We start from the raw sequence: 24,921 nt of genomic DNA on the forward strand, positions 1-24,921 counted from the left end.
ATTTAGGTGTATGGTGTATATTCGTTTAAACACTTTATTTGAGAGTATTGGTGCATGATACAGGTCGATTTTTCTAAATTATCTCCACAAGTAGTTTGGCGGCATTTTGAGACCTTATGTACAATTCCTCGACCATCTAAACATGAACAACGGTTAAGACAGCATTTAAAAAATTGGGCAGAACAGCGCAATTTGGAAACCTATGTCGATAACATTGGTAACCTAATTATTCGAAAAGCGGCAACTACGGGTAAAGAACAGGCTGCTGGTGTGATTTTGCAAGGTCATCTGGATATGGTGACACAAGCCAATCGTGGTACCCAGCATGATTTTTTTAAAGATCCAATTCAACCAGTCTTAAAAGATGGTTGGCTGATTGCTGAAAATACCACGCTTGGTGCTGACAATGGCATTGGCGTTGCACTTGCAATGGCGGTATTAGAATCAAATGATATTGCTCATGGGCCGATTGAAGTCCTGTTGACCATTGATGAAGAAGCAGGAATGAGTGGTGCTCGTTTGCTTGAGTCAGGCGTGTTAACTGGACAGTGGCTTTTCAATATTGATACCGAAGAATGGGGTGAGCTGTATCTTGGCTGTGCAGGCAGTATTGACCTAGAAGTGGGACAGACACTTGAATATGAAACAGCACCAAGTGATTTAATCTTTGTAGATTTACTGGTATCAGCTTTGAAAGGTGGTCATTCTGGGGTTGATATTCATTTAGGTCGTGGGAATGCAAATGTCATTCTAGCCCATTTCCTCAATGATTATTTGGCACCATCCAATGGCCGATTGGTTGAGTTTGTCGGTGGATCGGCACGCAATGCCATCCCGCGTGAAGCTGTGGCAACCATTGCTATTAAAGCAGAGCAATTACCCGCGTTGGAAAATACCGTTGCTGTGGCACAAACTGAATGGCAACAAAAGTTACAGAACATTGATGATCAGCTACAGATCAGCTTACAGCAAAATGCTAACCCGATAAATGAAGTTATAACATTGCAGCAACAGCAAGCTTGGTTGCAAGCATTGGCAAGTTGTCCATACGGGATTGCCCAGTGGAGTAGCGCTTTAGCTGATGTGGTTGAGACTTCGAATAATATTGGTGTGGTCAAATTGACCAAAGATGAAGCGAAAACCTTAATTATGGTTCGTTCGATGGTGAATCAAGAAGCAGTAGCATTTGCTCAAAAGATTCAACAGCACTTTGCCAGTTTTGAAATTCTATCTGAATTAACGCCTTTAGTATCAGGTTGGACACCGAATCCAGAATCGGCTGCATTAAAATGCTTACAACAAGCTTATCAATCTGCATTTGATATTGAACCTAATCTAAAAGTCATTCATGCAGGTTTGGAGTGTGGCATTATTGCGGAACATTATCCTGATTTACAGATGGTGTCGTTTGGCCCTGATATTCAAGGGGCACATGCACCAGGTGAGCGTGTGAAAGTAGATACTGTAGATAAATGCTGGAAGTTACTGGTGACTGCACTGGAAAGTGTGAAGTAACGAATTAATCCTGAGATCAGACCGATCATCCTGTCTTGGTCTGATCAATCAGTGATAAATATTGTGTTGGTACATGTATTGTTAGCCAAACACCATTTTCTGTTTGATAAAACTCAAAGCCGTGTTTATACATTTGCGGTGTGTTAATTATGAATAGCACAGGCTTACCGTAGTGTTGGCCTACATTGGCCACCGCAACTGCAGCAAAAATCAGACAAGGGATGATTTTAGAGTCAATAAAGATTTTTTCGATCAGTTCCATTAAGAACTTATCGGCTGTCATTGCAGCAATCGCAATCACGGCGTAAATCATGAAAATCCAGAATGAGTATTTTGCCAAACGTTCCCAGTCAAAAGGTCGAATCGAAGAACTTTGATTTAAATCATTGGCAAAATCGGGCGTAATCGTGCCTTGTTGTTGCCAATATTCAATAGTTTGCTTTAAAAAAGTCCCTGTTTTTTATTTAATTTCATTATTAAAAAATCCAAATGCTCATTTTATCGATATTGATAAAGCAGAAATGGGGCGTTAGGAGTATTTCTTTTAGTAATCGAATGAATATTTTATTATATGTTTCAATGGTTAATATTTGATTTTATTATTTGAAAATGGGTATTTTTTGATCTTTTGTTGTCATCCAATAATTGCTTTCATGGTGGAAATCTGAATAGGCATAAGGCAGCTCTTCAATAGTTAAACAATTAAGCATATTTTGATACCACTCAATATAGACAGAATTCTTATTTTTGCATTGGTTTAAAAACTCTTGATGTTGTTGAATAAATAGCTCAGTCAGCTCAGTAATATCTTGAGTGATTTCTGTTTTGCGGATATCTCTATTTTTTTGAATCCAGCTAGAAATAATAATGGTAGATGCATTTTTATGGCTATTCAAAAAAGAACATCTCCAATAACAACCAGAAGGAGATAGAGAGGGTTCAACATATAAAGATTCAAATCCTCGTTTGTGCAATTCATGTGCAATATAAAGTGTTTTTTTTAGATTGATGATGTAAAAATCCTTTTTCACTGTCAATGTCCTGTTTTTCTATTTAAGTCTACAGTTTTAAAAAGCGAGCAATCACTTGGCGTAACTGTTTTAGATAACCTGTAAAGAAATGGTTTGCACCTGGCAAAATCGTGATCGGATGTTTTTGTGGTTTTGCCCAAGCAATCATATCTGAAAGTAAGGTGATGTCATCTTGTTCGCCATGTACAAATAAGATATTGCCATCAATTGCTGGGGTTGTGTAGTGGCGTAAGTCAATCACTGAGCCTGTTGGCAAGCCACATAACACTAATTGCTTCGGACGTAATTCTTCGCTGAGTTGTGCTTGGCATTTTGCCAGTACATGTGAACCAAAGCTAAAACCACCTGCATAGAAGGTTAAACCTGCATGCTTCTCACGGGCATATTCAATCACTGCCATAATGTCATCTGTTTCACCATGACCTTGATCATGTGTACCTTCACTGCCAGCTAAGCCACGGAAGCTAGGACGGTAAACCACGCATCCCATCTCATTAAAAATCTGAGCCAGTAGTACAGGAACTTTATGATGCGGTGTACCACCTTGCAAAGGATGTGGATGGCAGACGACAGCAAAACCTGTGATTTCACCTTGGGGTTGATCTACAAACATTTCAATTTGACCAACAGGACCTTGGATGAATACTTGCTCAGACATAAGATACGCAATGGATAATGGAAGAATCCACTATTTTACCGATAAAACTGAACGAGAACACGAATTGGCATTAAAAATTATCAACTGATATAGTTTCACCAAGATAAATTTATTCTGATTGATTATGCTTGCTTTAATTTCTCCAGCGAAAACACTAGATTATGAAACTACATTACCGACTGATACATATACTCAGCCTCGTTTGTTGGCGCAATCTCAACAATTAATTGATGTTTGTCGCAAGCTTTCTGCGAGTGAAATCGCATCATTGATGACGGTGAGTGAGAAAATAGCTAACTTAAATGTAGAGCGCTTTCGTGACTGGAATGCAGATTTTGATTTTTCTAATGCACGTCAGGCATTATTTGCATTTAAAGGCGATGTGTACACAGGTTTAGATGCTTATCACCTAAAAGACCGAGAGATTGATTTTGCCCAGCAGCATTTGCGTATGTTATCTGGTCTTTATGGCTTATTGCGTCCGTTGGATTTGATGATGCCATACCGTTTGGAAATGGGAACTAAACTAAAGAATAGCCGTGGTCAAAATCTATATGAATTTTGGGGCAGTATTATCACCGATCAAATTAACCAGGATTTAGCTGAAATTGATGCAAAAGTGTTGGTAAATTTGGCCTCTGACGAATATTATAAATCTGTGAATGAAAAGAAAATTCAGGCAGAAATTATCAAGCCTGTATTCTTGGATCAGAAGAACGGAAAGTATAAAATTATTAGTTTCTATGCGAAAAAAGCGCGTGGCCTGATGGCGAGATACTTGATTGAAAATAAATTAAGCCAAGTAGAACAATTAAAAGCATTTGATAGTGAAGGGTACTACTTTGATGCTGAAAGTTCATCGAATAAAGAATTGGTCTTTAAGCGAGATGAGCAACACGCAGCTTAGATTTACCTTGGGCAGGGTGGGATGTTAACCAAAGAACATTTATTAAAACACGCGATATCGTCTGATCAAGTCCGGATTAAAGAGCAATTGACAGAACCGCGGAGTTATGGGGTATATGCGCTACCTTTAGATCGTGATGGAACCAGACGTTTTCGATTTGGTAATCATCCTGTACGCCAGCAAGAACTAAAACATGAGTTTGGCTCCTGTACCTTGTATCAGCTTTTTCTAGAACGTAAAGATGCTGAATTACTGGCAAAGTGGCTGAATAAAGAAATCCAATGAGGATGAGCAATGCCGCTGTATTTATCTACATTAGAAAAATCATGGTTTGAGCTCCATCAGCATTATCATTTTTCAGAGCCGCAGAAAGTTTTTAATAAGTTGATTGCTGCCTACAGTGAAAAGCAACGGGCTTATCATACGCTGAAACATTTATATGAGTGTTTGGCTTTGCTTGACTCGATTCGAGCTGATTTAAATGACGCGGATGCTGTAGCATTGGCGCTCTGGTTCCATGATGCAGTTTATGACCCACAAGCCAAAGATAATGAACTTAAAAGTGCTGAGCTGTTCGAGCAGTATTTGGCTCAAGATTTATCATTTGATATTGTTCAAAAGATTAAGCGATGGATTCTTGTCACGCAAAAGCATGAAGCAACGAATGAACTAGATTTACAGTTTTTACTGGATATTGATTTGGCGATTCTAGCAGCTTCACCTGAGCGTTTTACGGAATATGAACAGCAGATTCAGCAGGAATATGCTTGGGTATATCCAGATATTTATTTGATTAAAAGAAAACAAGTTCTAGCACATTTTTATCAGACAGAACCGCTGTATCAAACTAAATATTTTCAACAGAATTTTGAGCAAAGGGCGAAAGAGAACTTAAAATTTAACCTTTTTTAGAGAATCAAGAATTTCAATAATTCTCTAATAATCTTTCTTTAGTAAAATTCAGATATTAGGACAATAATTTTCATAAAGCGTTGTTAAAACAACCTGTAACTTAGGGTCACTAATTGAATAAAAGATTTGCTTTCCATCCCGACGTGTAGAAACTACATTACTTTTTCTTAACATCATAAGCTGTTGTGACAGGGTAGGTTGTAGGATATGAGTAGCTTCTTCAATTTGAGACACATTTAATTCTTGTTTGGCTAAATGACATAAAATAATTAAGCGATCTGTGTTTGCCAAAGACTTAAGTACATTGACAATAGAGCTTGCAGACTCTCTCATCACGTTGATCTCTATATCCTTTTGCATACTTTTCTCACTACATTCAAGCCGAACTTAGTATAAGGTGAGAAAAACATAAAAATGTATTAAAACTTGAAAAATACAATGGTTTTTTGTGAATATCTATATCAGTGAAACTTATATTTATCATTAATAACGCTTAGAATTTAAAATTTGAGAGTTTAGATATTTTTAGCAATGTTAGAAATTGTTAAAATTTTATAAAAAATAAAATTATGTAATTAATTTAATTAATAAATATAAAAATTTTTAAAATTTTATTTGTACTTTCAGGAAAAATGTATATAATAAAGAACAAGACAGAAAGATCTGTCTTAATAAGAAGGATCGGGATGTGCAATTTGTACGACCGCCAGAGGGTAATATTTTTATTATTCTTTTTACAACTCAGACGCAAGCGTGAGCCACAATAATAACTATAAATCACGCTTTATTTTTTACACTTTCAATTTCATATTATTTTTTTAACTCAGCTTTCTGAGAATTTTATGATGTTATTTGCTTTTCAAAATTAATTAAATGTTCTACGCGAGTCCAATACTCACTCATTTCAACAGAGTTTTTATTTACATGCGCTTGGATGGTGATTCCATCTAAAATACTTACGATTAATTAAGTGTGTCGGGCTTCGAATATCTAAATGAGTCAGTAAGTTTTGGATCAAGGCTGTTAGCCATATTTTATATTGTGTCGCAGGTTCAAGAGTTGAAGGGTAAATTATAATCACTTCTTCAAGTGCTTTTTGGAACATACAGCCGTTAAAGTCTTCGCTTTGGAACCAGGCATTGTACCATTTGAATATCGATTCAATTTGCTCTAAATAATTTGATTGATCACATTGAGCTAATGTTTCATTCAATGAGATTTGAAGGTTAATATTACGTTGAAGTAAACATTCCTCAATAAGCTTTTCCTTCGATGGAAAATATTTATAGAATGTCATTTTTGCAACGCCTGACTCACTAATAATTCGATCAACCCCAATCGAATTATAGCTATGCGAGTTAAAAAGTTTTAATGCTGTGTTAATAATATCTTCTTTTTTTGACATACAAGCCTCGCATTCGCTCTCTGCTAATATGAGCTGAGTATTATTTGCATTCCATCATGTAATTTTGGCACGAATTTTACATGGTATAAAATAAACATCATAGAAAAAATAACATTATTTATTTAATTGATTTTTAAATTTACAGTTTATTCATTATTTTTTAGTTAAATATATGAATTAATTAAACTAATTTAAATAAAATACAGTAATTATAAGGTGATTTATAACTTTATAATATGAATTTAAACTAATTCACATTTATTTAAAATTATAGACTTCTTTCATAAATCAAAAAACGATCTTCTTCTTGGTTAATATTTGCATCCCAGATTTTTTAGCATTCATGCATAATCTGCAGATGAAATACATCGATTCAAACAAGCTTTCTGATCCTCAGTTCAAGCGATACACCGGCATCTCATAGTCAACCTTCTATTTAATGGTTAAGCAATTGAAAATGCATGTCCCTGCCAAAGGCAGACCGCCCAAGTTAAGCCTGGAAGACCAGGTTCTGCTCTGTCTGAGCTATTGGCGGGAATACCGAACCTTATTTCACGTTGCTACGAGTTACTGGGTTTCACAGCCCACAGCATCAAGAATTTACGTCATGTTGAAGACTGCCTGATTGGGTCCAATCTGTTTAATTTACCTAAAGATTTATCCGATGGCGAAGGTATCGACTGGAATGTTGTGATCGTGGATGCCACAGAAATTCCAATACAAAGGCCTAAAAAACAGAAAAAAGCTATAGCGGTAAGAAAAAGACCCATACCTTCAAAGTATAGGCCATGATTCACGATAAAACTCAGCAAATTCTGAGTTTATATACCAGTCGCGGTGTAGTGCATGATTTCGAGTCGTTCAAACGGAATTTAAACCAGATTCCTGTTGGCGCTTTTATCCTTGCAGATAAAGGCTATCAGGGAATTTATACTTTGTATCCGAATAATCTATTGCCGTTAAAAGCAAAAAGACGCTGTAAATTGAATTCTGAACTAAAAACCTATAATCAGTCAATCAATAAAAGAAGAATGGGTATTGAGCATGTATAGCTAAATACCAAATAAATCATTACAGTAATCTTTAAATAATTTATCAATATCTTTAACTCTAAACTTATTTCGAATCGCCTTGACTCGCGACCACCTTGCACGATATATCGTTCATCTATTGGATTTAAATCTGGACTATATCTAGGAAGCCACACAATGTAATGGCCCGCACAACGTACCAACTCCTGAAGTCTTTTCCCTTTGTGAAAGGTCGCATTGTCCATAGGGTGTGTTGACACTTTTAGCTTAAAAAAATAGCGAAGTAGTAAAATCAAATCGCCAAACCCAATTTTACTATTCGCTATGCCTCGTACCATGCTGACAGATCAACACTGGCAAAAGTTGAAAGTTATTCTGCGTAATTTATCCATTCACCACAACTCAAATTTACGCAATTTTATTGAAGCTATTCTCTATAGAATTAGAACAGGCTGTCCGTGGCGAGATATTCCTTGTTGTTTTGGTCATTCAAACTCTATTTTCAAACGTTTTAATCGTTGGTCAAGCAGCGGTAAGTTACTTAGATTATTCAAATTACTAGCCTCATGCCCCGATATGGAGTGGATTTTTATTGATGGCTCTCATGTACGTGCTCATCAACATTCTGCCGGCATAGCGAATCAATCTATTTCTAAAAGTGTAGGAGGAAACTCCTCAAAAATACATTTGATTGTTGATGCACATGGCAATCCTATTGATTTCATGATTACCGATGGAACCACACATGATGTTAAAGTTGCACCTGATTTAATATCAACATTAGATTTAAAAGAGACAAAAGTGGTATGTGCAGATAAAGGCTATGATTCAGAACCACTGCGTGAACAGATCAGGAAAACAGGGACTAAAGCGAATATACCAAAGAAAACAAATAGCCAATCGAACAATGACCATATGGACTGGTATTTATATAAAATCAGGCATTTAGTTGAAAATATGTTTTGTAGACTAAAGCAATTTAGAGGAATAGCTACTCGATATGACAAGCTCAAAAGAAATTATCAAAGTTCTGTTGCTTTAGCCTGTATATTTTTATGGCTACCTTTATAGGGTTAATTATGAACAGTAAATGTCAACAGACCCTAATCAAAACACTGCTTTCTTTCAACTTAGGTAATAAATCCTGTTCAATCCAACATTCAAATACTTCTGTGTTCACTGAACAATTAAACACACCAACTGTCAGCAATCTATTTTCAATGATTGCACCGATCACATTACTGCAATTCTTCAACTGCCAGTTAAATTTACCTTCAGCACGTGTTCCTTGGAGGCTATAACTATGAGTTCTGGTACTTTCACTTTGAAAACCACTTTCATCTATGTAAATCAGAGGTAATTTCCCTTCTAAGCACTCTATGAGATTTTGAAATTGCTGACGTTGATTTTGATCTGCTTTAGGATGCTTTAACGTCTTTTTTTACGCGATATTCCTGCGGCATGTAATGCATTAAATACCGCATGAGTACTTACTCCTAAACGTTCAGCTCGCTCATACTGATAATCATCAGGATATTGTTCAACATCCTTCAATATTTGCTCTCTGCTAATTTTAGCTGGACGGTCAGGAATAGGTTTGTTTGTAGTGGACTTTTTCCAGTTCTGAATTGTCTGTATACAGATGTTAAAATGCTGTGCTGCTTTTCGCACAGACATTTCATCTCGAATCATAATTTCTATGACTTTGTCTTTAAAATCTTTTGAATATCCCATATCTCTATTGTTCTATAGTTTTTAGGATTTGGCTATATTTGGCAGCCTGAAAACCTTCAAGATCCTTGCCGAATGTTATCGAAATAGAGGCAAAAGACTCGGTTTGAGATTCAATTTAATTGCTGGAATCTATAACTTGGAGCTGAGTAAAAAATGATTTATGAAAGAGGTCTATAGGACTTACGCATTGACAGATTCAAAAAAGTATTAAAATGCTTTATAAAGTATCTGTGATCAGACGAATTAAACATGCTTCTACAGCAACTTGTACTCTACCCATTTATATGGGTTTTCTCATGACAGAACCGAACTCTATTAGCTGCACACAACTTGCCGAGACTTATAACATCTCGTATGATAGTGTAAATCGCTTTCTAGAGCGTGAAGACTACACACCTCACGACCTATATCAAGAAGCAATTCAACATATTGATAATAATAAATTTATAGTCAGTATTGATGATACTGTTTTAGATAAACCATATAGTCAACATATGGACTTAGTTAGCTATTTTTGGTCAGGCAAACACCACCGATCCGTCAAGGGTATTAATCTCATTACCTTGTATGCGACAGATCAAAATGGTCAAAATATTCCGATTAATTTCCGAATTTATGACAAATCTGAAAGTAAAACCAAGAATGATTACTTTATGGATATGTTAAGTGAAGTACTCAGTTGGGGTGCAAAGATTCAATTTATTACAGGTGATAGTTGGTATTCATCGACTGGAAATCTAAAAACCATAAGAAAATATGGTATTCGATTTATGTTTGGTATCGACTGTAACCGTAAGGTTTCCTCAGAAAAAGGACAATGGTTTCAACTGCGTTTATTGCCAGATTTCCATCAGGGTCAAGTGGTCTGGCTCAAAGATTTTGGCTTTGTACAATTATTTAAGACTCAGTTAAAAGAACAGCAGACGTTTTATATTGTGTATCAAGATGAAGATGATTTATTGTCCTTTGAAGGTTTTCATGAATTACATTCAAGTCATTGGAAAATAGAACAATATCACCGGGTGATTAAACAGGTTTGTCATATTGAAAAGTTTCAAGTAAGACGATCTAAACTGATTTTGAATCATATTTTTTCAGCCTTGATGGCCTACGTTGAGATACAAAAGAACCAGTTTGAGCGGATCTTTGAAAATGTATATCGTTGGCAGAAGAAGTTATTTAGACCAATCATCAAAGACTTCATTGATGAGTTTATTGTCGATAAAAATTATCTGCTACCACAGAGAATCTATAAATGATAGTGCGTAAGTCCTAGTCTATTATAAAAAAATTTTAATTATTTATGTCAAATCATAAAAGTAGAAATAGTCGCAACTACTTCTACTTTAATTAGAGGATGTATCAGGCTTAATGAGGTGGTAGCAACATAATAACTGCTTGATTCAGCAACAATACGATATCTTCTAAAATATCCGTATGATTAAATTCTTCATCAAATGTTAAGCTTGCACCATCTGCAATTTGTTTCAGTTGTGCTTGGAAAGATTGAGAAATACAGATATTTTCCCCATTTGCCCAAAAGTCTAATAATTGATCTTGTTGTCTATAGAGCAATCTTGATGCAGGTTCTAGAATAAGTTGATAGCCGCCATTGATAACTTCAAGTAAATCATCTACCACAATTTCATCTGGCTCAGGAATGCTATTGGGATATTTAGACTCACTCATGTATGCCATGATCGCAGCATCAAATTCTGGTGCTTGAGTGAGATAATCAAGTAATTGAGTCTTGAGATAAGAAAACTCGGTATTATTTATTTCTCCAATAGCATTCGTTTTTATGCGAGTAATATCCGCTAGAGGATTTGTTAAGACTGAGTTTTTTGCGAATTGTTCACTGAGTCGATCTGTCATTTCAGCTAAATTTGGCATACGGAAGCCAAATGAGAAAGTCAAACAATCATCTTCAGCAACGCCATAATGAGCAAGACCAGGTGGTACATATAATAGATCGCCAGGTGCGAGTACCTCATCAAAATTTACAATCATTTGAGAAAGGAGTTTTAATGGTTGATCTGCAACAAACTCTGTTGATTCATCACACATTTGACCGAGTTGCCAACGGCGATGACCATGCCCTTGTACAAGGAATACATCATAGAAATCGAAGTGCTTACCAACAGAGCCACCTTTGGGTGCATAAGAGACCATGATGTCATCGCGGCGCCATTGAGGAATAAATGGAAATTTTTTCCAGAGCTCAGCAATATCAAAAGAATAATGGTCCACCGCTTGAACTAGTATAGTCCAAAGATTCGGTAACTTTTGGAAATCGCCTTTAGTGAGTGGTGATGATTTTACATGCCATTCATTTGGATTTTTATTTTTTTGACGAATCAAGCGAGCACTGACATCTTCTTCTAGCGCTAGTTCCTTGACATCTTCGGGTTCTAATAAACCCATAATTTCAGGCATTGCATTGCGAACTAACAATGGTTTTTTTTGCCAATATTCATTCAGGAATTGTTCTGCGGTAATACCGCCGAGTACCGCTAAGGATTCAGACATGTCAAAGAGACCAGCAACTTAAAAATTATGGTGTATTCTCTATTGAGTTGAATATCGGTGCAAGTCTTGTGATGATTGTAAGTAAATCTATAAGAAATTCGGTTTAAAAGCTTCAGAAAGTATTTAATCTTGATCAATTAGAAGTGGACTCGTTCACAGCCTTTCAAAAAAACAGTATGCTTAAGATGCAGAAAGGAGCATACATGTATCAAGTACTGGCAAGAAAATACCGTCCTCGTAATTTCAATGAGTTAGTTGGGCAAAACCATGTTTCTCGTGCTTTAACCAGCGCATTAGAACGTGGGCGTTTGCATCATGCTTATTTGTTTACAGGAACGCGCGGTGTCGGGAAAACCACGATTGCCCGTATTTTAGCCAAGTGTTTGAACTGCGAGACAGGCGTGACGTCAACGCCGTGTGAAGTCTGTGCAACCTGTAAAGCCGTAAATGAAGGTCGTTTTATTGATTTAATTGAAATCGATGCGGCATCACGGACCAAGGTTGAAGATACTCGCGAGTTACTCGACAATGTGCCTTATGCGCCGACGCAGGGTCGCTTCAAGGTCTACCTGATTGATGAAGTGCATATGCTTTCAACGCATTCATTTAATGCCTTGCTCAAAACTCTGGAAGAACCACCAGAGCATGTAAAGTTCCTCTTTGCAACGACAGATCCACAGAAATTGCCGATCACCGTCATCTCGCGCTGTTTGCAATTTACGTTACGTCCTTTGGCTGTTGATGAAATTACGGAACATTTGACAGCAATTTTAAATAAAGAGCATATCGAAGCCGATCAAGATGCGATTTGGCAAATTGCAGAATCTGCACAAGGTTCATTACGTGATGCCTTGTCTTTAACAGACCAAGCAATTGCCTATGGTCAAGGTGCAGTCCATCATCAAGATGTTAAAGATATGCTCGGTTTGATTGACCGAACCATTATTTATGATTTGATTTTGGCAATCCATCAAAATCAGCAAGCACGGGTAAGTCAGCTCCTTCTACAATTTAGACAGCAAGCTTTAGATGTGTCCTTGGTTTTAGACCAATTGGTTTCTACCTTGCATGAATTGGCATTGTTGCAATATTTACCTGATCTTGCACTGAAATATAGTGAAGAAATTAACCAGAAGATTCTACAATTGTCGAAACTCATTTCTGCCCAAGATTTGCAGTTGTATTATCAAATTGCCTGTAAAGGTCGAGCTGAGTTGCAACTTGCGGTGACGCAAGAGCAAGGCTTTGAAATGACGGTGTTGCGTTTACTGGCGTTTAGACCGTTGAATTTGAATGAAGTTATCGTAACTGCAACACCTGTTACGCAAATTACAGCGCCTGAAGCGCATCAGCCTGTACAGGATTCAAGTACAGAAAATCAGTTTGCAGTTCAGCAAGAAGCGGTTAGCGTTGAACCTGAACCTGAACCTGAACCTGAACCTGAACCTGAACCTGAACCTGAACCTGAACCTGAACCTGAACAGCGCAATCAAAATCCTCATCTCATGGTGTTTGATGCCGAGGACGGGCAGTTAATTGGATTGGATGTATCAGCGCAACAACAAACGATTCAGTCGAATATCGTTGAGGCGGATGATGTGCTGGTTTTTCCTGTTGAGCAAAATCCTCAAGTACATCTGAAGCAGCCTCAAGCTGAACGGGCACTTGATCTCATCGCAGAGCCAGTGCTTAAAGCTGTTGTTTCGGAACCGATTGTGGTCGCAGATCAGCCTGTTGGATCGCCAATACAACAGCAAGATTTTGGGCAAACAGATTTGATGCCTCAAGATATTTTAAAATTGCGTGAGCAGGTTTTGGAAGGTGAGTGGAATTTGGAGAAGTGGGAATACTGGTTTAGAACCAGCCAGCTTTCACCTGCTGTTCAAGAGTTAGCTCAACATGGTGTGATGCAAGGACAGATTAACGGCACTTCTATTTTCCTGATTCCTCAAGAATATGAAGGCATGTTGTCGCAATTGCAGCATGGTTTGGAGGATGCATTAAAAGAACAATGGCCACAAACGCTGTTCAGTGTTCAATATGGTGCTGTTAATTCCAATACGCCTTTAGTTATGCAGAATGAGCGTAAAGAAAGAGCTTATCATCGGGCGATCGAATTATTAAGCAAGGAATCCACAATCAAAAGCCTAGTGGAAACTTTTGATGCAGAGTTACATAACATTCAATTGAAATCTTAACGATTCTAAGTAAGATGCAAAACGGAAACGTTTTGCCTCTATTCATTTATACGGTCAGCAGCAAATATTCGAAGAGTGTAGAGCGCATTGCATCTGGAATTGCTGTGCTTTTTCGACTTTCTCTGTCTACAAATACATGGACAAAATGCCCTTGAGCTGCAGCTTCGTGCTGACCTTGTTTAAAGATCGCCAGTTCATATCTAAGTGATGAATTTCCAATTTTGCCAATCGCTACACCAACTTCAATGATTTCTGGAAACGACAGTTCCTGTTGAAAGCTACAAGCTGAATCAACTACTAAGCCAATAACTTCACTGTTGTGAATGTCAAAGCCTGTTTTTTGAATCAGTAATGAATTAGCTGCGGTATCAAAATAACTATAGTAGGTCACATTGTTCACATGACCATAAATATCGTTATCGGCCCAACGGGTTTGGATTGGAAAAAAGAATTTAAATTGTTCGCGTCGTTTTAAAGTCGGTTTGCTCATGCATAAATCGCCTGATAAATCTGTAATGCGTCTTGCTCGGTCATTTCCCTTGGATTGTTCTGCAACAATCTGGTTTGTAGCATTGCATCTTTTGCTAACTGAGGTAATTTCGCCTCAGGAATGTCTAAATCTTTTAATTTCAATGTTAACCCACTCTGGTCCAAATGATTCTGCATATGATCAATAAATAGATCACATAAACCATCTGTGCAACCTGTACTACGTGGATCTAACAGTTGCATAAGCTCTGCATAGTGTTGCTTGGCTTTGGGTGCATTAAACTTAAGCACTTCAATTAAAACTAAGGCATTGGTATGTCCGTGTGAAAGATGGAAATGTCCGCCCAATGGATAGGCGAGAGCATGGACCGCCGCGACTGGGGCATTAGCAAATGCTTGACCAGCAAGCATTGAGCCGACCAATATATTTTGGCGAGCTTCTAAATCAGCACCATTTTTCAATACTTTAGCTAAATTATGATTTAATAATTTCAGTGCATTTTGGGCTAACATATCTGCATAGAAGTTTTTTTTAACATTTGAAGTATAGGCTTCAATTGCATGTACCATCGCGTCAATACCTGTTGCAGCCGTGATATGCGCAGGTAAGCCTTGTGTAAAAGTTGCATCTAAAATGGCCACATCGGCATATAAAATTGGTGCTACCACACCCATTTTAGTGGTTGCACCTGTTGTGACAATTGAGATTGGTGTGACTTCTGAACCTGTTCCCGCTGTTGTTGGAATAAGAATGAGTGGCAAACGAGGGGATTTGGCTTGGTTTACACCATAGATTTCACTCAGTTTTTGCTGTTGTTTAGGGTGTGCGAGCAAGGCAATGATTTTAGCCACGTCCATGGAACTACCACCACCAAAACCGATGATCACATCAATTTGCTCTTGTGTCGCAAAATCAACAGCTTCTAAAACAATATGTTCAGGTGGGTCGGCCTGAATATCGGAATAAATGATAGTCTCAAGACCTATCTGATCCAGAATGTCTAGAATGGGTAAATGAAGCTGGTGCTGAATCATGCCAGCATCAGTGACCAGAAGCGCTTTTCGATAATCATGTTGTGACAAGATGGTTCTAAGTTCCTGTATTGAACCTAAACCTGCAATAATGTTGGGAACGGTCTGGAACTGAAACTGGTTCATACGTACATCCTTATTTCTATCTTTTGACAAATCATCGTCCATACCTGACCTATGTCGCAATCATAGACAAAATGCCAACAAATTCTAATAAATACAACATTTTTATATAAGGCAACTATAGGTTTCACTGCCCAAATAAATTACCATAAGATGTTCTAAAAAGTGTAGTTTTGAGGTGATTATGCCATCCCCAATACCGTACAAGGTATTATGTGTCTGTTTAGGAAATATATGCCGTTCACCCACAGCGGAAGCAATTCTCAGACATTATTGTGATGCGCATGGTTTAAATGTATCTGTCGATTCGGCGGGTACGAGCAATTACCACCCAAACAAGGCACCTGATGCGCGAAGCCAGAAACATGCGCTACAGCGTGGCTATGATTTATCGGGCTTACGTGCCAGACAAATTCGTCTTGAGGATTTTATTGAGTTTGATCTGATTCTGGCGATGGACCATGAGAATTTTGAAGATATTCAGTCCCTCATGTCGAAAGCGGTACGCCAGTTTGGTGCGGAACAGATCCGCGCCAAAATCGCATTGATGAGTGAGCATGATCCTCATTTTAACCAGCAGGCAGTGCCTGACCCTTACTACGGTGGATCGGATGGATTTGATCGAGTACTTGATCAATGTGAATCTAGCAGCCAAGCATGGGTTAACGTTTTTAAAAAGCAAATGAAAGTAGGGTAATAGGATTTAATTTAATATGCAGGTACAAGCACAAGTTCAGCTTAAAAACTTAAATACATTAAATTTGAGTGCTATTGCTTCGCATTATGTTCAAATCAATCATCCTGATGATGTGATCGAGGCATTAAACTTTGCTGAGCAACACAATTTGAATGCTTTGATTTTATCTGGTGGAAGTAATGTGTTATTACCCCAACAGATTCAAGCTTTGGTGTTGCATTTAAATATACAAGGGATAAATGTTCTCGCTGAAGATGAAAATACCATCACAGTAAAAGTGGGTGCTGGGCAAGTATGGCATGACTTTGTGTTGTACAGCACTCAACAACAATGGTTTGGTTTGCAAAACCTCGCACTCATTCCCGGCTTAGTGGGTGCATCACCTGTGCAGAATATTGGTGCCTATGGTGTTGAAGTTGGCGAGTTTATCGATTCTGTTCAAGTCTATGATCGTCAACTAAAAGTATTTGATTCTATTTCAGGTTTAGACTGTCACTTTGCTTATCGCCATAGTATTTTCAAAGATTATCCAAACCGCTACATCATCGTCAGTGTTACTTTCAAACTATTAAAAAAAGCTGATTTGAAGTTGAGTTATGGTGATCTTAAACAAGCTGTTGGAGAGGAATTCACCGCTGAAAATTTACAAAATCAGGTGATTCATATTCGTCAAAGTAAATTGCCCGATCCAAAAGAATTTCCAAATGTTGGAAGCTTTTTTAAGAATCCAATCTTGACTGAAGCTGAATTTGGCAAAATTGCTCAACATTTTCCAAATATTCCCCATTATCCTCAAACACATAGCAATGTTAAAGTTGCAGCGGGTTGGTTGATTGATCAAGCAGGTTGGAAAGGTAAACAACTTGGTTCTGTTGGAATGTTTGATAAACAGGCATTGGTGTTAGTGAATTATGCAGATGCGACATTAGCTGATGTTAAAAATACCTATCAAACTGTACAAAGTGATGTAAAACAGAAATTTAATATTCAATTAGAACCTGAACCAGTGCTGTATAGTGAGCAAGGCTTAATCCAAGCGCATCATGTATAAGGAATTTTATGGATAAAGTACATTGGATGATTGGCTTAGTACGAATCATAACTATATTTTTCGTGCTATTAGGCTGCTTTGTACTTTTTTTATATTCGCCATTTTATTCGCAATTGGTTGTAAAGGGGCTAAACCGATTTGTGCCTGTTGATGTGAATGAAGTTGCTGCACAAAGTCAAAAAACAGCTGCGTTAAGCGAGCATGAAACTTTGGAGCCGGGGTCTAATTTGTGGATTGCGCGCCAAGCTTATCTCAAGTTAATGGAAAAAACATTTCGGTCTGAAAAACCTGAAGATTTAAGATTAATTCAAGCACGTTATAAATTATTACAACAACTGATTACCGAAGAGCAAGAACGTGAAAATGTAGAAGAAAACCAGCAGACCAATATTCCATTAATGGCGGAGAAATCAGAACAGGAACAAGAGAGTTCTGCTGTAGCAGCAAGTACGCCAATGGATTTTTTACAGTGGAATACGCCTGATAATCAGGCTTTAATGGGAAAATATATTGCTTTTTTAGAAACATATCCTGTTGAGTTACCTGTTTATTCAGATGAAAAAGACGAGACAAATAAAGATTTAGTTGATCTGAAGAAGAACAAGGATGGAATGAACGAGTCGCAAGGATTGTCTCAGCCATATGCAATTGTTGTTTTAGGCGGTGGCTTGACACTTGGTGCAAATGGTAAAGATATTGTTGTAAATAACTATACACGTCTTCGTTTGGAAAAAACTTTGCAAGTCGAAAAGCAATATCCTCTTCCTATTGTTTTAAGTGGTGTTGAAGCACCTTATATGCAAGCTTGGCTGAAAGAACGCGGTATAGAAGCGAAGCTTCTAGAAAATAGAAGTATGAATACCTGTGAAAACTCCAGATTTAGTTCATTATTACTGCAAAAGAAAGGTGGCGCACCGACAGTCATTCTCATCACAGATGAATATCATATGCCACGAACAAGACGTTTATTTGCACTCAATGGAATTGAAACTGTTCCTGTGATCGCACCGATGCCAACAACATTGACAGACTGGCGACCAAGTGAACAAAATTATGATCACAGTCGTCGTGCTAACTATGAATTGCTAGCTACGATTCGTGATACGCTTTTTGGCTCAGGTGATTGTCGAGAGATACCATAATATGTCCAATATTCCATTTTTAAATCCGACAATACTCAAACAATTGGATTTACCTATCCCCAATAGAGAAACAACGCCTCAGCTTTTAGAGTCGCTTGATTTATCAAAAATAATAGAACCTTCAAAAGCACTACAAGCCTATAGAAAGCTTTATGGTTTAGATTTACTTGAATGTGAACACTGGCAAGGTTATGTTGAAATGCCATTATTTCGTTTACATGTACAAGTATTTCAACCTCAACGGGAAAAGATTTTAGGTACGGTATGCTTATTACATGGATATTTAGAACATAGTGGTATTTATCAACCCATTATAAAAGAAATTCTTGATCAAGGATTCAGTGTTATTACATACGATTTGCCCGGTCATGGATTAAGTAATGGTTCACCAGCAAGTATTCAGAATTTTGACCATTACCAGCAAGTATTGCATGCAGTTTATGATGTTGTTCGTAGTGCTAAACAACTACCAAAACCATGGTTAGGAATAGGGCAAAGTACTGGTGGTGCGATTTGGATGCATCATTTACTTGAATTTGCTGAGCGTAGAGAAGATCCGATCGTTAATCGAGTGTTGCTCTTATCGCCATTGGTTCGACCTGCAAAAACAGCTTGGTGGCATAATTCTGTTGGCTTAGGAATTATTCGTCGTATAAAGAGCCAAGTACCACGACATTTCCGTCGTAATAATCATAATCCTGAGTTTTTAAGATTTATTCGCCTAACTGATCCATTACAGCCTCGAATGATGGGGATGGATTGGATTTTAGCAATGTCCAAATGGATGTTAGAAATGGAACATCGACCTGCATGTCGTATTCCTGTATGGCTTGCTCAAGGTGCACTCGATCAAACGGTAGATTGGCGTTATAACATTGAATATATTCGCCGAAAATTTAGATTACAGACCTTGTTGATGTTGGAAGAGGGTTCACATCAATTGATTAATGAGCGTGCAGATATTCGAGCTGCTTTGACTGGATTGATTCCTGCATTTTTACATGCAAAACCAAATCACCACTATTACTAGTGGTGATTTTTTATAATCTACTGGCAATGAGCTTGTGCAGGGCTAGCCATAGGCAGGAGATTCCTATTATTCAGCAATAGAGAAACCTTGACAAGAACCGTGATTTACCACAAGTAATGAATTGTTAGACTTGAGAATTATTCTCTTAAATCAGCTAAAATTCACTTCAACCTATCTTGATAAATTTTCCGATTTTTTCAGTCTACATTTGTTGATAAGGCTCTTAATTTGTTGCATTCCCTGAATATCCAAACCCGATTGGGTGGTTTCTACCTGTTCTACTATTCCATAGTGGGCACATTCATGCCTTATTGGAACCTGTATCTACAAGATCAAGGTTTCAATTATCAAGAAATTGGTATTTTGTCTTCAATTGCGATTATTACTCGTTTCTTTGCACCGCTGATTTGGGGCTGGATTGCAGATAAGTCAGGCAAACGAATGTTGCTTGTGCGTATTGCAACATGGATGGAAGCCTGTATCTGGTTTGCGATTTTTGTTATTCCAAATAGCTTTCAATCTGTTGCACTACTCATGCTAATCTTTAGTTTCTTTCAAAATGCAATTCTGGCGCAATTTGAAGGCGTTACTTTATTCTGGTTGGGGGATAAACGCGCTGAGCTTTATGGGAAAGTTAGAAAATGGGGATCTGTTGGCTTCATATTAGGCGTATTCATTATCGGAGCTTTATTAGAAATTATTCAAATTTCAATGCTACCCATTTTACTTTTAGCGGTTTCTTTTTTAGCTTTTTTGTGGTCATTTACCATTAAAGAACCTGAACATGCGCCTAGCTCGCAAAAAAAACTAGAATCTATATTACCTATTTTAAAACGACCTACTGTGGCTGCATTTTTTGCAATTGAATTTGTCTTATTATTTTCACAAGCGCCATTTTATAGTTTTTATAGTAATTTTTTAAAAGAGATAGGATTTAGCACGACACAAATTGGAACGCTGTGGGCAACAGGCGTAATTGCAGAGATTATGATGTTTGCCATAGCGCAAAAAGTTTTCTTTACTCGTTTCTCTTGGCGGACACTAGTTGCAGTATGCTTGATTCTGACCAGTTTACGCTGGTTTTTGGTTAGTATATTAAACACACATTTTTGGGGTCAGTTATTTGCTCAATGTTTACATGCCTTTAGTTTTGGATTATTTCACTTAATTGCAATGAAAGTGATTTTTCAAAATTTTTCAGCTGAGCAACAAGGGCGGGGACAAGCACTTTACAGCACAATGTGGGGGTTAGGGGTCGCATCTGGAAGTCTATTAGCTGGGCATTATTGGCAAGTATTTTCAGGCGCAACAATTTTCTTATATGCAAGTGGTATCGTACTCGTCGGTTTGTTTTTAGTATTTTGGCTGCCGAATCAATTGGAAACGGCAGCTAAAACTTAGATTAGAGTTGAATATTCTGATATTGAGACATCCATGGTTGTGTTTGTTCTAATTGTGCTGCAAGTTGCAATAAACGATCTTCACGTCCAAAAGGTGCAATAAACTGGCTACCTAAAGGTAAGCCATTTTTGTTCCAATATAATGGGACTGACATGGCAGGTAAACCCGTAATATTTGCTAACTGCGTAAAAGGTACCCAACTTAAATTATCCTGTACCATTTTTTCAACTAATTTACCTTGTGCAAGATAGTGCGCTTTTCCTACTTTTAACAGTCCTTTCAAGATTGGTTTTTGCCAATTAGGTGTCGCAACTTCCCCATTTTTTGGTGCGACTGATGCTGTTGTTGGGGTTAAATAAAGGTCATATTTTTCAAAGAAAATGTTCATTTGAGTGCTATAAAGCCCCCAATTATTCAGTGTATGAATATATTCTGTTGCGGTTGTCTTGGCCCCAAAAGCAGCGAGGGCAATAGAATCTAATTCGAAATCATGATCAGTTGCACCTGCCATTTGTTTAATTTGTGCCTGCATATACGAGAACTGGCTGAACCAAGTCGTTATAAAGTCTTTTCCTAATGCTAAACCATCTATTTTTGGACGATCTTCTACAACAATATGCCCTAAAGACTCCAGTAACTTAGCGGTTTGTTGAACAGCTTGAATCGCGTCTTTAGAAACTTTTGTTCCAATCGGAGATTGAGTATTAAAAGCAATTTTGAGTTTTCTTGGAGCTTGTTGAATGATATCTAAATATTTCTTTTCAGGCGCTTCTATTCTAAAAAGTGAAGTTTGTTCTGGACCTTGAACTGCATCGAGCATGGCAGCACTATCGCGAACTGTTTTGCAGAGAACATGTTGCATGGCAGCACCATGCATTGCTTCACTGTATTGTGGCCCCCAAGGTGTACGGCCACGACTCGGCTTTAATCCAAATAAACCACAATAAGAAGCGGGGATACGAATTGATCCACCACCGTCACCTGCGCCAGCAATCGGGACGATTCCACCTGCAACTGCAGAGCCTGATCCACCAGAAGAACCACCACTATTGTGTTTTAAATTCCACGGATTTTGGCAAGCCCCCCAAGCATCGGGTTCAGTAATTCCTTTGATACCAAACTCAGGCGTGTTCGTACGACCAAAAGTGATAATCCCTGTTTGTTCCCAGCGGTTTACGATTTCGGCATTAAAATCAGGTGTATAATTAATTTTTTTTAGCGCTTGGCTACCATAGGACGTTGGAATACCCTGATATTCTTGAAATAGATCTTTGACTAGAAATGGAACGCCTGCAAATAACCCAGAGGACTCTTGCTGTGCGCGCTGCTTCGCTTGCTCATACATTGGAATAATAATGGCGTTTAACTTTGGATTGACTTTATCTGTTCGTTCTAATGCAATTTTTAATAATTCTGAAGGATGAACTTGTTTGCTTTTGACCAGTTCTGCTAATCCTAAACCATCATATTGCACGTATTCAGAAAATTTCATGGCTTTTATCCTTAAAGCTAAAGCTTTATAATGTAAATAAAATAACTGTAAATCTAGAGCTAGCATACCTGAAAAATGCCATAACAATCAAATAAAGTTCAAGCTAAAAATATTGTGTTTATATGGTTATGAATGCATGTTTTTCTCAAAAAATATGCTAATTTAAAGCCTTGCACCGTTTAGATTACGACTTAATTAAATCTATGAAAAATATTTATATTATTGGATTATTATGGGCTTGCTCAACATGGACTATGGCAGACACGGTCGTAAATGAAAAAGCAGTAACAGCACAACAATTGGCTAAAGCAAATGCGATTCGGGTGATAACTCGTCCTGAAATCATGGGGCTATGGGGAATGGAAATTCCTAATAATAAGAAGTGTGTCGAATACTATAATTTTCGTGGAATGAATGAAGTCGTGATTAAGAGTAACCAAGAGTGGTCTTATGGTTTATATGATTATCAACCTTCAGAAGATCATAAAGAGCGTTTACCAGCATTAGTTCTACAGATTAAGTATGACAATAATCAGATGGATTGCTCTGGTCAAACACTAGACCAAACTGGTGAGGTTTCGCAATATTTTGTGAAGTGGGAAAATGATTACACCATTAATTTTTGCGCCAATGAAAAAGGCGAAAAATGTTTTGCGACATTACGCCGTGTTCTACCTTAGAAAGATTGAATAATAAAAAAGCCTCTTAACTTAGAGGCTTTTTTATTTATGCTTTTTCAGCTTTCTGTTCAAGCTGTTTTAGCAGATGTTTTTCTAGATAGTGAATATCCATAGCTTGTTCACAGAAGTTTTTGTCCTGCAAGATAAGATCTTTGTGCAATGGAATGTTGGTTTTGATTCCAGTCAGAATCATTTCATCTAAAGCTTGACGCATACGAGCTAAAGATGTTTGACGATCTTTACCATGAGCAATGAGTTTTGCAATCATCGAATCATAATACGGCGGAATACTATAGCCTTGATAAATATGAGAATCTAAACGAATACCTGCGCCGCCGGGTGCATAGAAGTTTTCTATTTTACCAGGAGAAGGTAGGAAGGTGGTCGGATCTTCAGCATTGATACGGCATTCAATCGCATGACCTTTTACTTCGACTTCATGCTGTTCAATATTTAAACCTAAACCAGCTGCAATCCGCAGTTGTTGTTCAATAATATCAATGCCAGTAACCATTTCAGTTACAGGATGCTCAACTTGAACACGAGTATTCATTTCGATAAAGAAGAATTCGCCTTCTTCAAATAAAAACTCAAAAGTTCCAGCACCACGGTATTGCATCAACTTACAAGCATTGACACATGCTTCTAAAATATCAGCACGTGCTTGTTCTGGTAGATTTGGAGCAGGGGCTTCTTCTAACACCTTTTGATGACGACGTTGTAAAGAACAGTCTCGGTCATATAAATGGATTGCATGACCGTTACCATCACCTAACACTTGAACTTCTACATGGCGAGGTTTCTGTAAGAAGCGCTCCATGTATACAGTATCATCACCAAACCACATCTCAGCATCACGTTGTGCAGCTTGAACTGATTCAAGTAATGTGTCGACACGTTCAACGATACGCATACCACGACCGCCGCCGCCTGATGCTGCTTTGACGATCAACGGGAAGCCAATTTCTTTTGCTTCAGCAAGTGCATTGTTAATCGTTACAGCATGGTCACATCCAGGCACGGTGGGTACGCCAGCCTTTTTCATGGCAATAATCGCGGATACCTTGTTACCCATAAGACGAATGTGTTCAGGGCGAGGACCAATAAAAATAAAACCTGAGCTTTCTACAATTTCAGCAAATTCAGCATTTTCAGACAAAAAGCCGTATCCAGGATGGATGGCATCCGCACCTGTAATTTCTGCAGCAGTAATAATTGCAGGAATATTTAAATAACTTTCACTTGTGGTACCCGGCCCAATACAGACAGCTTCATCAACGAAGCGTAAATGCATTAAGTCTTTGTCAGCATCAGAATAAATACCAACTGTTTTAATGCCAAGCGTTTTACAAGCTCGCGTAATTCGTAAGGCGATTTCACCGCGATTTGCAATTAATACTTTTTGCAACATTAGAATCCCCAAATTAATTAGGCGCGGTAGCGGAAAAGTGGTTGACCAAATTGGATCACTTCACCATTTTTTACCAAGATTTCTTCAATCACGCCGCTTTTAGTCGCCTCAATTGGGTTCATGATTTTCATCGCTTCGATGATACCCAGTGTTTCACCTGCAGAAACTGTTTGACCTACATTTACGAATGGGCCTTCGCCTGGGCTTGGTGCAGAATAGAACACACCAACCATCGGTGACGTTTCTACGGCGCCACGAGGTGTTTTTGCTGCTGGAGCCGCAGGAGCAGAAGCACTAGGTGCTGCTGCCAAAGGTGCCGCTGCGTAAACTGGAGTAGGGCGAGTTAATGAGATGGATTGGTCACCTTCCTTAACTTCAATCGCTTGTAAGTCAGATTCAATCATCAAATCGATGAGTTTCTTGATTTTACGGATATCCATGAGTGAGCATTCC

26 protein-coding genes and 4 pseudogenes are annotated in these 24,921 nt (G+C 37.9%); 16 read left to right on the plus strand and 14 right to left on the minus strand.

Annotated elements, in window-relative coordinates; genetic code table 11:
* Positions 1 to 54: 54 nt before the first annotated feature.
* Entirely contained in the window at positions 55 to 1,515 is a 1,461-nt protein-coding gene (gene pepD, locus ABLB98_RS06575; RefSeq protein ID WP_348883647.1) for a beta-Ala-His dipeptidase, read from the plus strand.
* A gap of 193 nt (positions 1,516 to 1,708) precedes the next feature.
* Here the strand turns inward: pepD and ABLB98_RS06580 are convergent.
* The 3 genes and pseudogenes from ABLB98_RS06580 to ABLB98_RS06590 all read right to left on the minus strand — a co-directional run.
* Positions 1,709 to 1,989 (minus strand): annotated as a pseudogene (locus ABLB98_RS06580) (DUF2157 domain-containing protein); the annotation flags it as partial.
* Between the two features lie 125 nt (positions 1,990 to 2,114).
* Positions 2,115 to 2,546 (minus strand): hypothetical protein, encoded by a 432-nt coding sequence (locus tag ABLB98_RS06585; protein WP_348883646.1) that lies wholly within the window; start codon positions 2,544 to 2,546, stop codon positions 2,115 to 2,117.
* Between the two features lie 28 nt (positions 2,547 to 2,574).
* Positions 2,575 to 3,204, minus strand: a complete 630-nt coding sequence (locus tag ABLB98_RS06590) for a hydrolase (protein ID WP_348883645.1) — start codon at positions 3,202 to 3,204, stop codon at positions 2,575 to 2,577.
* 124 nt (positions 3,205 to 3,328) lie between these two features.
* On the opposite strand from ABLB98_RS06590, the gene yaaA reads away from it, so the two are divergent.
* The 3 genes from yaaA to ABLB98_RS06605 are packed head-to-tail and all read left to right on the plus strand — an operon-like array spanning position 3,329 to position 5,023.
* Positions 3,329 to 4,111, plus strand: a complete 783-nt coding sequence (gene yaaA, locus ABLB98_RS06595; protein ID WP_348883644.1) for a peroxide stress protein YaaA — start codon at positions 3,329 to 3,331, stop codon at positions 4,109 to 4,111.
* Positions 4,112 to 4,132: 21 nt separating this feature from the next.
* The gene (locus ABLB98_RS06600) at positions 4,133 to 4,396 is read left to right on the plus strand and encodes a hypothetical protein (protein ID WP_348883642.1); all 264 of its coding nucleotides are present in this window, start codon (positions 4,133 to 4,135) and stop codon (positions 4,394 to 4,396) included.
* Positions 4,397 to 4,405: 9 nt separating this feature from the next.
* Positions 4,406 to 5,023: a metal-dependent hydrolase gene (locus ABLB98_RS06605; RefSeq protein ID WP_348883641.1), complete on the plus strand. Its 618-nt coding sequence runs from the start codon at positions 4,406 to 4,408 to the stop codon at positions 5,021 to 5,023.
* Between the two features lie 48 nt (positions 5,024 to 5,071).
* Here the strand turns inward: ABLB98_RS06605 and ABLB98_RS06610 are convergent, their stop codons facing one another.
* Both ABLB98_RS06610 and ABLB98_RS06615 read right to left on the minus strand, forming a co-directional pair.
* Positions 5,072 to 5,383, minus strand: coding sequence for a metalloregulator ArsR/SmtB family transcription factor (locus tag ABLB98_RS06610; RefSeq protein WP_005215950.1), 312 nt, complete (start codon positions 5,381 to 5,383; stop codon positions 5,072 to 5,074).
* Between the two features lie 480 nt (positions 5,384 to 5,863).
* Positions 5,864 to 6,428 (minus strand): annotated as a pseudogene (locus ABLB98_RS06615) (TetR/AcrR family transcriptional regulator).
* A gap of 457 nt (positions 6,429 to 6,885) precedes the next feature.
* Between ABLB98_RS06615 and ABLB98_RS06620 the strand changes: the two are divergent.
* A complete protein-coding gene (locus ABLB98_RS06620; RefSeq protein ID WP_369028935.1) occupies positions 6,886 to 7,053 on the plus strand; it encodes a transposase family protein in 168 nt (55 codons plus the stop codon).
* 163 nt (positions 7,054 to 7,216) lie between these two features.
* Positions 7,217 to 7,480, plus strand: a complete 264-nt coding sequence (locus tag ABLB98_RS06625; RefSeq protein WP_348883639.1) for a transposase — start codon at positions 7,217 to 7,219, stop codon at positions 7,478 to 7,480.
* A gap of 113 nt (positions 7,481 to 7,593) precedes the next feature.
* On the opposite strand, the pseudogene ABLB98_RS06630 reads toward ABLB98_RS06625, so the two are convergent.
* Positions 7,594 to 7,701, minus strand: a pseudogene (locus tag ABLB98_RS06630) (transposase); the annotation flags it as partial.
* A gap of 82 nt (positions 7,702 to 7,783) precedes the next feature.
* On the opposite strand from ABLB98_RS06630, the gene ABLB98_RS06635 reads away from it, so the two are divergent.
* A complete protein-coding gene (locus tag ABLB98_RS06635; RefSeq protein WP_004645384.1) occupies positions 7,784 to 8,530 on the plus strand; it encodes an IS5-like element ISAba31 family transposase in 747 nt (248 codons plus the stop codon).
* A 22-nt stretch (positions 8,531 to 8,552) separates the two neighbouring features.
* On the opposite strand, the gene ABLB98_RS06640 is transcribed toward ABLB98_RS06635, so the two are convergent.
* Together ABLB98_RS06640 and ABLB98_RS06645 are read right to left on the minus strand one after the other, a co-directional pair.
* Positions 8,553 to 8,840, minus strand: a complete 288-nt coding sequence (locus tag ABLB98_RS06640) for a transposase (protein WP_369028936.1) — start codon at positions 8,838 to 8,840, stop codon at positions 8,553 to 8,555.
* A 47-nt stretch (positions 8,841 to 8,887) separates the two neighbouring features.
* Positions 8,888 to 9,136, minus strand: coding sequence for an IS630 transposase-related protein (locus ABLB98_RS06645; protein ID WP_369028932.1), 249 nt, complete (start codon positions 9,134 to 9,136; stop codon positions 8,888 to 8,890).
* A gap of 97 nt (positions 9,137 to 9,233) precedes the next feature.
* Here ABLB98_RS06645 and ABLB98_RS06650 point away from each other — a divergent pair.
* A pseudogene (locus ABLB98_RS06650) lies at positions 9,234 to 9,350 on the plus strand (IS5/IS1182 family transposase); the annotation flags it as partial.
* 73 nt (positions 9,351 to 9,423) lie between these two features.
* Positions 9,424 to 10,452, plus strand: coding sequence for a transposase (locus tag ABLB98_RS06655; RefSeq protein ID WP_348882997.1), 1,029 nt, complete (start codon positions 9,424 to 9,426; stop codon positions 10,450 to 10,452).
* A gap of 109 nt (positions 10,453 to 10,561) precedes the next feature.
* On the opposite strand, the gene ABLB98_RS06660 is transcribed toward ABLB98_RS06655, so the two are convergent.
* A complete protein-coding gene (locus ABLB98_RS06660) occupies positions 10,562 to 11,722 on the minus strand; it encodes a cupin domain-containing protein (protein WP_348882987.1) in 1,161 nt (386 codons plus the stop codon).
* A 203-nt stretch (positions 11,723 to 11,925) separates the two neighbouring features.
* Between ABLB98_RS06660 and dnaX the strand changes: the two genes are divergently transcribed.
* A complete protein-coding gene (gene dnaX / locus ABLB98_RS06665) occupies positions 11,926 to 13,920 on the plus strand; it encodes a DNA polymerase III subunit gamma/tau (RefSeq protein ID WP_348882986.1) in 1,995 nt (664 codons plus the stop codon).
* 46 nt (positions 13,921 to 13,966) lie between these two features.
* On the opposite strand, the gene ABLB98_RS06670 is transcribed toward dnaX, so the two are convergent.
* Entirely contained in the window at positions 13,967 to 14,410 is a 444-nt protein-coding gene (locus ABLB98_RS06670; protein WP_348882985.1) for a thioesterase family protein, read from the minus strand.
* A complete protein-coding gene (locus ABLB98_RS06675; protein WP_348882984.1) occupies positions 14,407 to 15,567 on the minus strand; it encodes an iron-containing alcohol dehydrogenase in 1,161 nt (386 codons plus the stop codon). The genes ABLB98_RS06670 and ABLB98_RS06675 overlap by 4 nt, the downstream gene beginning before the upstream one ends.
* A 181-nt stretch (positions 15,568 to 15,748) precedes the next feature.
* Here ABLB98_RS06675 and ABLB98_RS06680 point away from each other — a divergent pair, with 181 nt between their 5' ends.
* From ABLB98_RS06680 to ABLB98_RS06700, 5 genes are all read left to right on the plus strand, one after another.
* A complete protein-coding gene (locus tag ABLB98_RS06680; protein ID WP_005160449.1) occupies positions 15,749 to 16,261 on the plus strand; it encodes a low molecular weight protein-tyrosine-phosphatase in 513 nt (170 codons plus the stop codon).
* A 16-nt stretch (positions 16,262 to 16,277) separates the two neighbouring features.
* Positions 16,278 to 17,312: a UDP-N-acetylmuramate dehydrogenase gene (gene murB, locus ABLB98_RS06685; RefSeq protein ID WP_087536163.1), complete on the plus strand. Its 1,035-nt coding sequence runs from the start codon at positions 16,278 to 16,280 to the stop codon at positions 17,310 to 17,312.
* A gap of 8 nt (positions 17,313 to 17,320) precedes the next feature.
* Positions 17,321 to 18,454 (plus strand): YdcF family protein, encoded by a 1,134-nt coding sequence (locus ABLB98_RS06690; protein WP_348882983.1) that lies wholly within the window; start codon positions 17,321 to 17,323, stop codon positions 18,452 to 18,454.
* Between the two features lies 1 nt (position 18,455).
* Positions 18,456 to 19,484 carry an alpha/beta hydrolase gene (locus ABLB98_RS06695; RefSeq protein ID WP_348882982.1) on the plus strand — a complete coding sequence of 343 codons (1,029 nt, stop codon included), beginning with the start codon at positions 18,456 to 18,458 and terminating at the stop codon, positions 19,482 to 19,484.
* Positions 19,485 to 19,712: 228 nt separating this feature from the next.
* On the plus strand, positions 19,713 to 20,885 hold the full coding sequence (locus tag ABLB98_RS06700; protein WP_348882981.1) for an MFS transporter: 1,173 nt from the start codon (positions 19,713 to 19,715) through the stop codon (positions 20,883 to 20,885).
* 1 nt (position 20,886) lies between these two features.
* Here ABLB98_RS06700 and ABLB98_RS06705 read toward each other — a convergent pair whose 3' ends face one another.
* The gene (locus ABLB98_RS06705; RefSeq protein ID WP_348882980.1) at positions 20,887 to 22,377 is read right to left on the minus strand and encodes an amidase family protein; all 1,491 of its coding nucleotides are present in this window, start codon (positions 22,375 to 22,377) and stop codon (positions 20,887 to 20,889) included.
* A gap of 203 nt (positions 22,378 to 22,580) precedes the next feature.
* Here ABLB98_RS06705 and ABLB98_RS06710 point away from each other — a divergent pair, with 203 nt between their 5' ends.
* The gene (locus tag ABLB98_RS06710; protein ID WP_348882979.1) at positions 22,581 to 23,057 is read left to right on the plus strand and encodes a hypothetical protein; all 477 of its coding nucleotides are present in this window, start codon (positions 22,581 to 22,583) and stop codon (positions 23,055 to 23,057) included.
* Positions 23,058 to 23,103: 46 nt separating this feature from the next.
* On the opposite strand, the gene accC is transcribed toward ABLB98_RS06710, so the two are convergent.
* Both accC and accB read right to left on the minus strand, forming a co-directional pair.
* Complete coding sequence (gene accC, locus ABLB98_RS06715) at positions 23,104 to 24,468, minus strand: acetyl-CoA carboxylase biotin carboxylase subunit (protein ID WP_348882978.1); 1,365 nt, start codon at positions 24,466 to 24,468, stop codon at positions 23,104 to 23,106.
* 17 nt (positions 24,469 to 24,485) lie between these two features.
* Positions 24,486 to 24,908, minus strand: coding sequence for an acetyl-CoA carboxylase biotin carboxyl carrier protein (gene accB, locus ABLB98_RS06720; protein WP_005160413.1), 423 nt, complete (start codon positions 24,906 to 24,908; stop codon positions 24,486 to 24,488).
* Positions 24,909 to 24,921 lie beyond the last annotated feature (13 nt).

The organism is Acinetobacter yuyunsongii, from assembly GCF_041021915.1.
Classification (GTDB): Bacteria; Pseudomonadota; Gammaproteobacteria; order Pseudomonadales; family Moraxellaceae; genus Acinetobacter.

Bases quoted from the DNA above. Each gene is read 5' to 3' on its own strand.
- ABLB98_RS06660 (WP_348882987.1), bottom strand. From the start codon at position 11,722: ATGTCTGAATCCTTAGCGGTACTCGGCGGTATTACCGCAGAACAATTC.
- ABLB98_RS06670 (WP_348882985.1), bottom strand. From the start codon at position 14,410: ATGAGCAAACCGACTTTAAAACGACGCGAACAATTTAAATTCTTTTTT.
- ABLB98_RS06690 (WP_348882983.1), top strand. From the start codon at position 17,321: ATGGATAAAGTACATTGGATGATTGGCTTAGTACGAATCATAACTATA.
- yaaA (WP_348883644.1), top strand. From the start codon at position 3,329: ATGCTTGCTTTAATTTCTCCAGCGAAAACACTAGATTATGAAACTACA.
- ABLB98_RS06645 (WP_369028932.1), bottom strand. From the start codon at position 9,136: ATGTCTGTGCGAAAAGCAGCACAGCATTTTAACATCTGTATACAGACA.
- pepD (WP_348883647.1), top strand. From the start codon at position 55: ATGATACAGGTCGATTTTTCTAAATTATCTCCACAAGTAGTTTGGCGG.
- ABLB98_RS06610 (WP_005215950.1), bottom strand. From the start codon at position 5,383: ATGCAAAAGGATATAGAGATCAACGTGATGAGAGAGTCTGCAAGCTCT.
- ABLB98_RS06680 (WP_005160449.1), top strand. From the start codon at position 15,749: ATGCCATCCCCAATACCGTACAAGGTATTATGTGTCTGTTTAGGAAAT.
- ABLB98_RS06695 (WP_348882982.1), top strand. From the start codon at position 18,456: ATGTCCAATATTCCATTTTTAAATCCGACAATACTCAAACAATTGGAT.
- ABLB98_RS06625 (WP_348883639.1), top strand. From the start codon at position 7,217: ATGATTCACGATAAAACTCAGCAAATTCTGAGTTTATATACCAGTCGC.
- ABLB98_RS06600 (WP_348883642.1), top strand. From the start codon at position 4,133: ATGTTAACCAAAGAACATTTATTAAAACACGCGATATCGTCTGATCAA.
- dnaX (WP_348882986.1), top strand. From the start codon at position 11,926: ATGTATCAAGTACTGGCAAGAAAATACCGTCCTCGTAATTTCAATGAG.
- ABLB98_RS06635 (WP_004645384.1), top strand. From the start codon at position 7,784: ATGCCTCGTACCATGCTGACAGATCAACACTGGCAAAAGTTGAAAGTT.
- murB (WP_087536163.1), top strand. From the start codon at position 16,278: ATGCAGGTACAAGCACAAGTTCAGCTTAAAAACTTAAATACATTAAAT.
- ABLB98_RS06605 (WP_348883641.1), top strand. From the start codon at position 4,406: ATGCCGCTGTATTTATCTACATTAGAAAAATCATGGTTTGAGCTCCAT.
- ABLB98_RS06710 (WP_348882979.1), top strand. From the start codon at position 22,581: ATGAAAAATATTTATATTATTGGATTATTATGGGCTTGCTCAACATGG.
- accB (WP_005160413.1), bottom strand. From the start codon at position 24,908: ATGGATATCCGTAAAATCAAGAAACTCATCGATTTGATGATTGAATCT.
- accC (WP_348882978.1), bottom strand. From the start codon at position 24,468: ATGTTGCAAAAAGTATTAATTGCAAATCGCGGTGAAATCGCCTTACGA.
- ABLB98_RS06705 (WP_348882980.1), bottom strand. From the start codon at position 22,377: ATGAAATTTTCTGAATACGTGCAATATGATGGTTTAGGATTAGCAGAA.
- ABLB98_RS06675 (WP_348882984.1), bottom strand. From the start codon at position 15,567: ATGAACCAGTTTCAGTTCCAGACCGTTCCCAACATTATTGCAGGTTTA.
- ABLB98_RS06590 (WP_348883645.1), bottom strand. From the start codon at position 3,204: ATGTCTGAGCAAGTATTCATCCAAGGTCCTGTTGGTCAAATTGAAATG.
- ABLB98_RS06620 (WP_369028935.1), top strand. From the start codon at position 6,886: ATGCATGTCCCTGCCAAAGGCAGACCGCCCAAGTTAAGCCTGGAAGAC.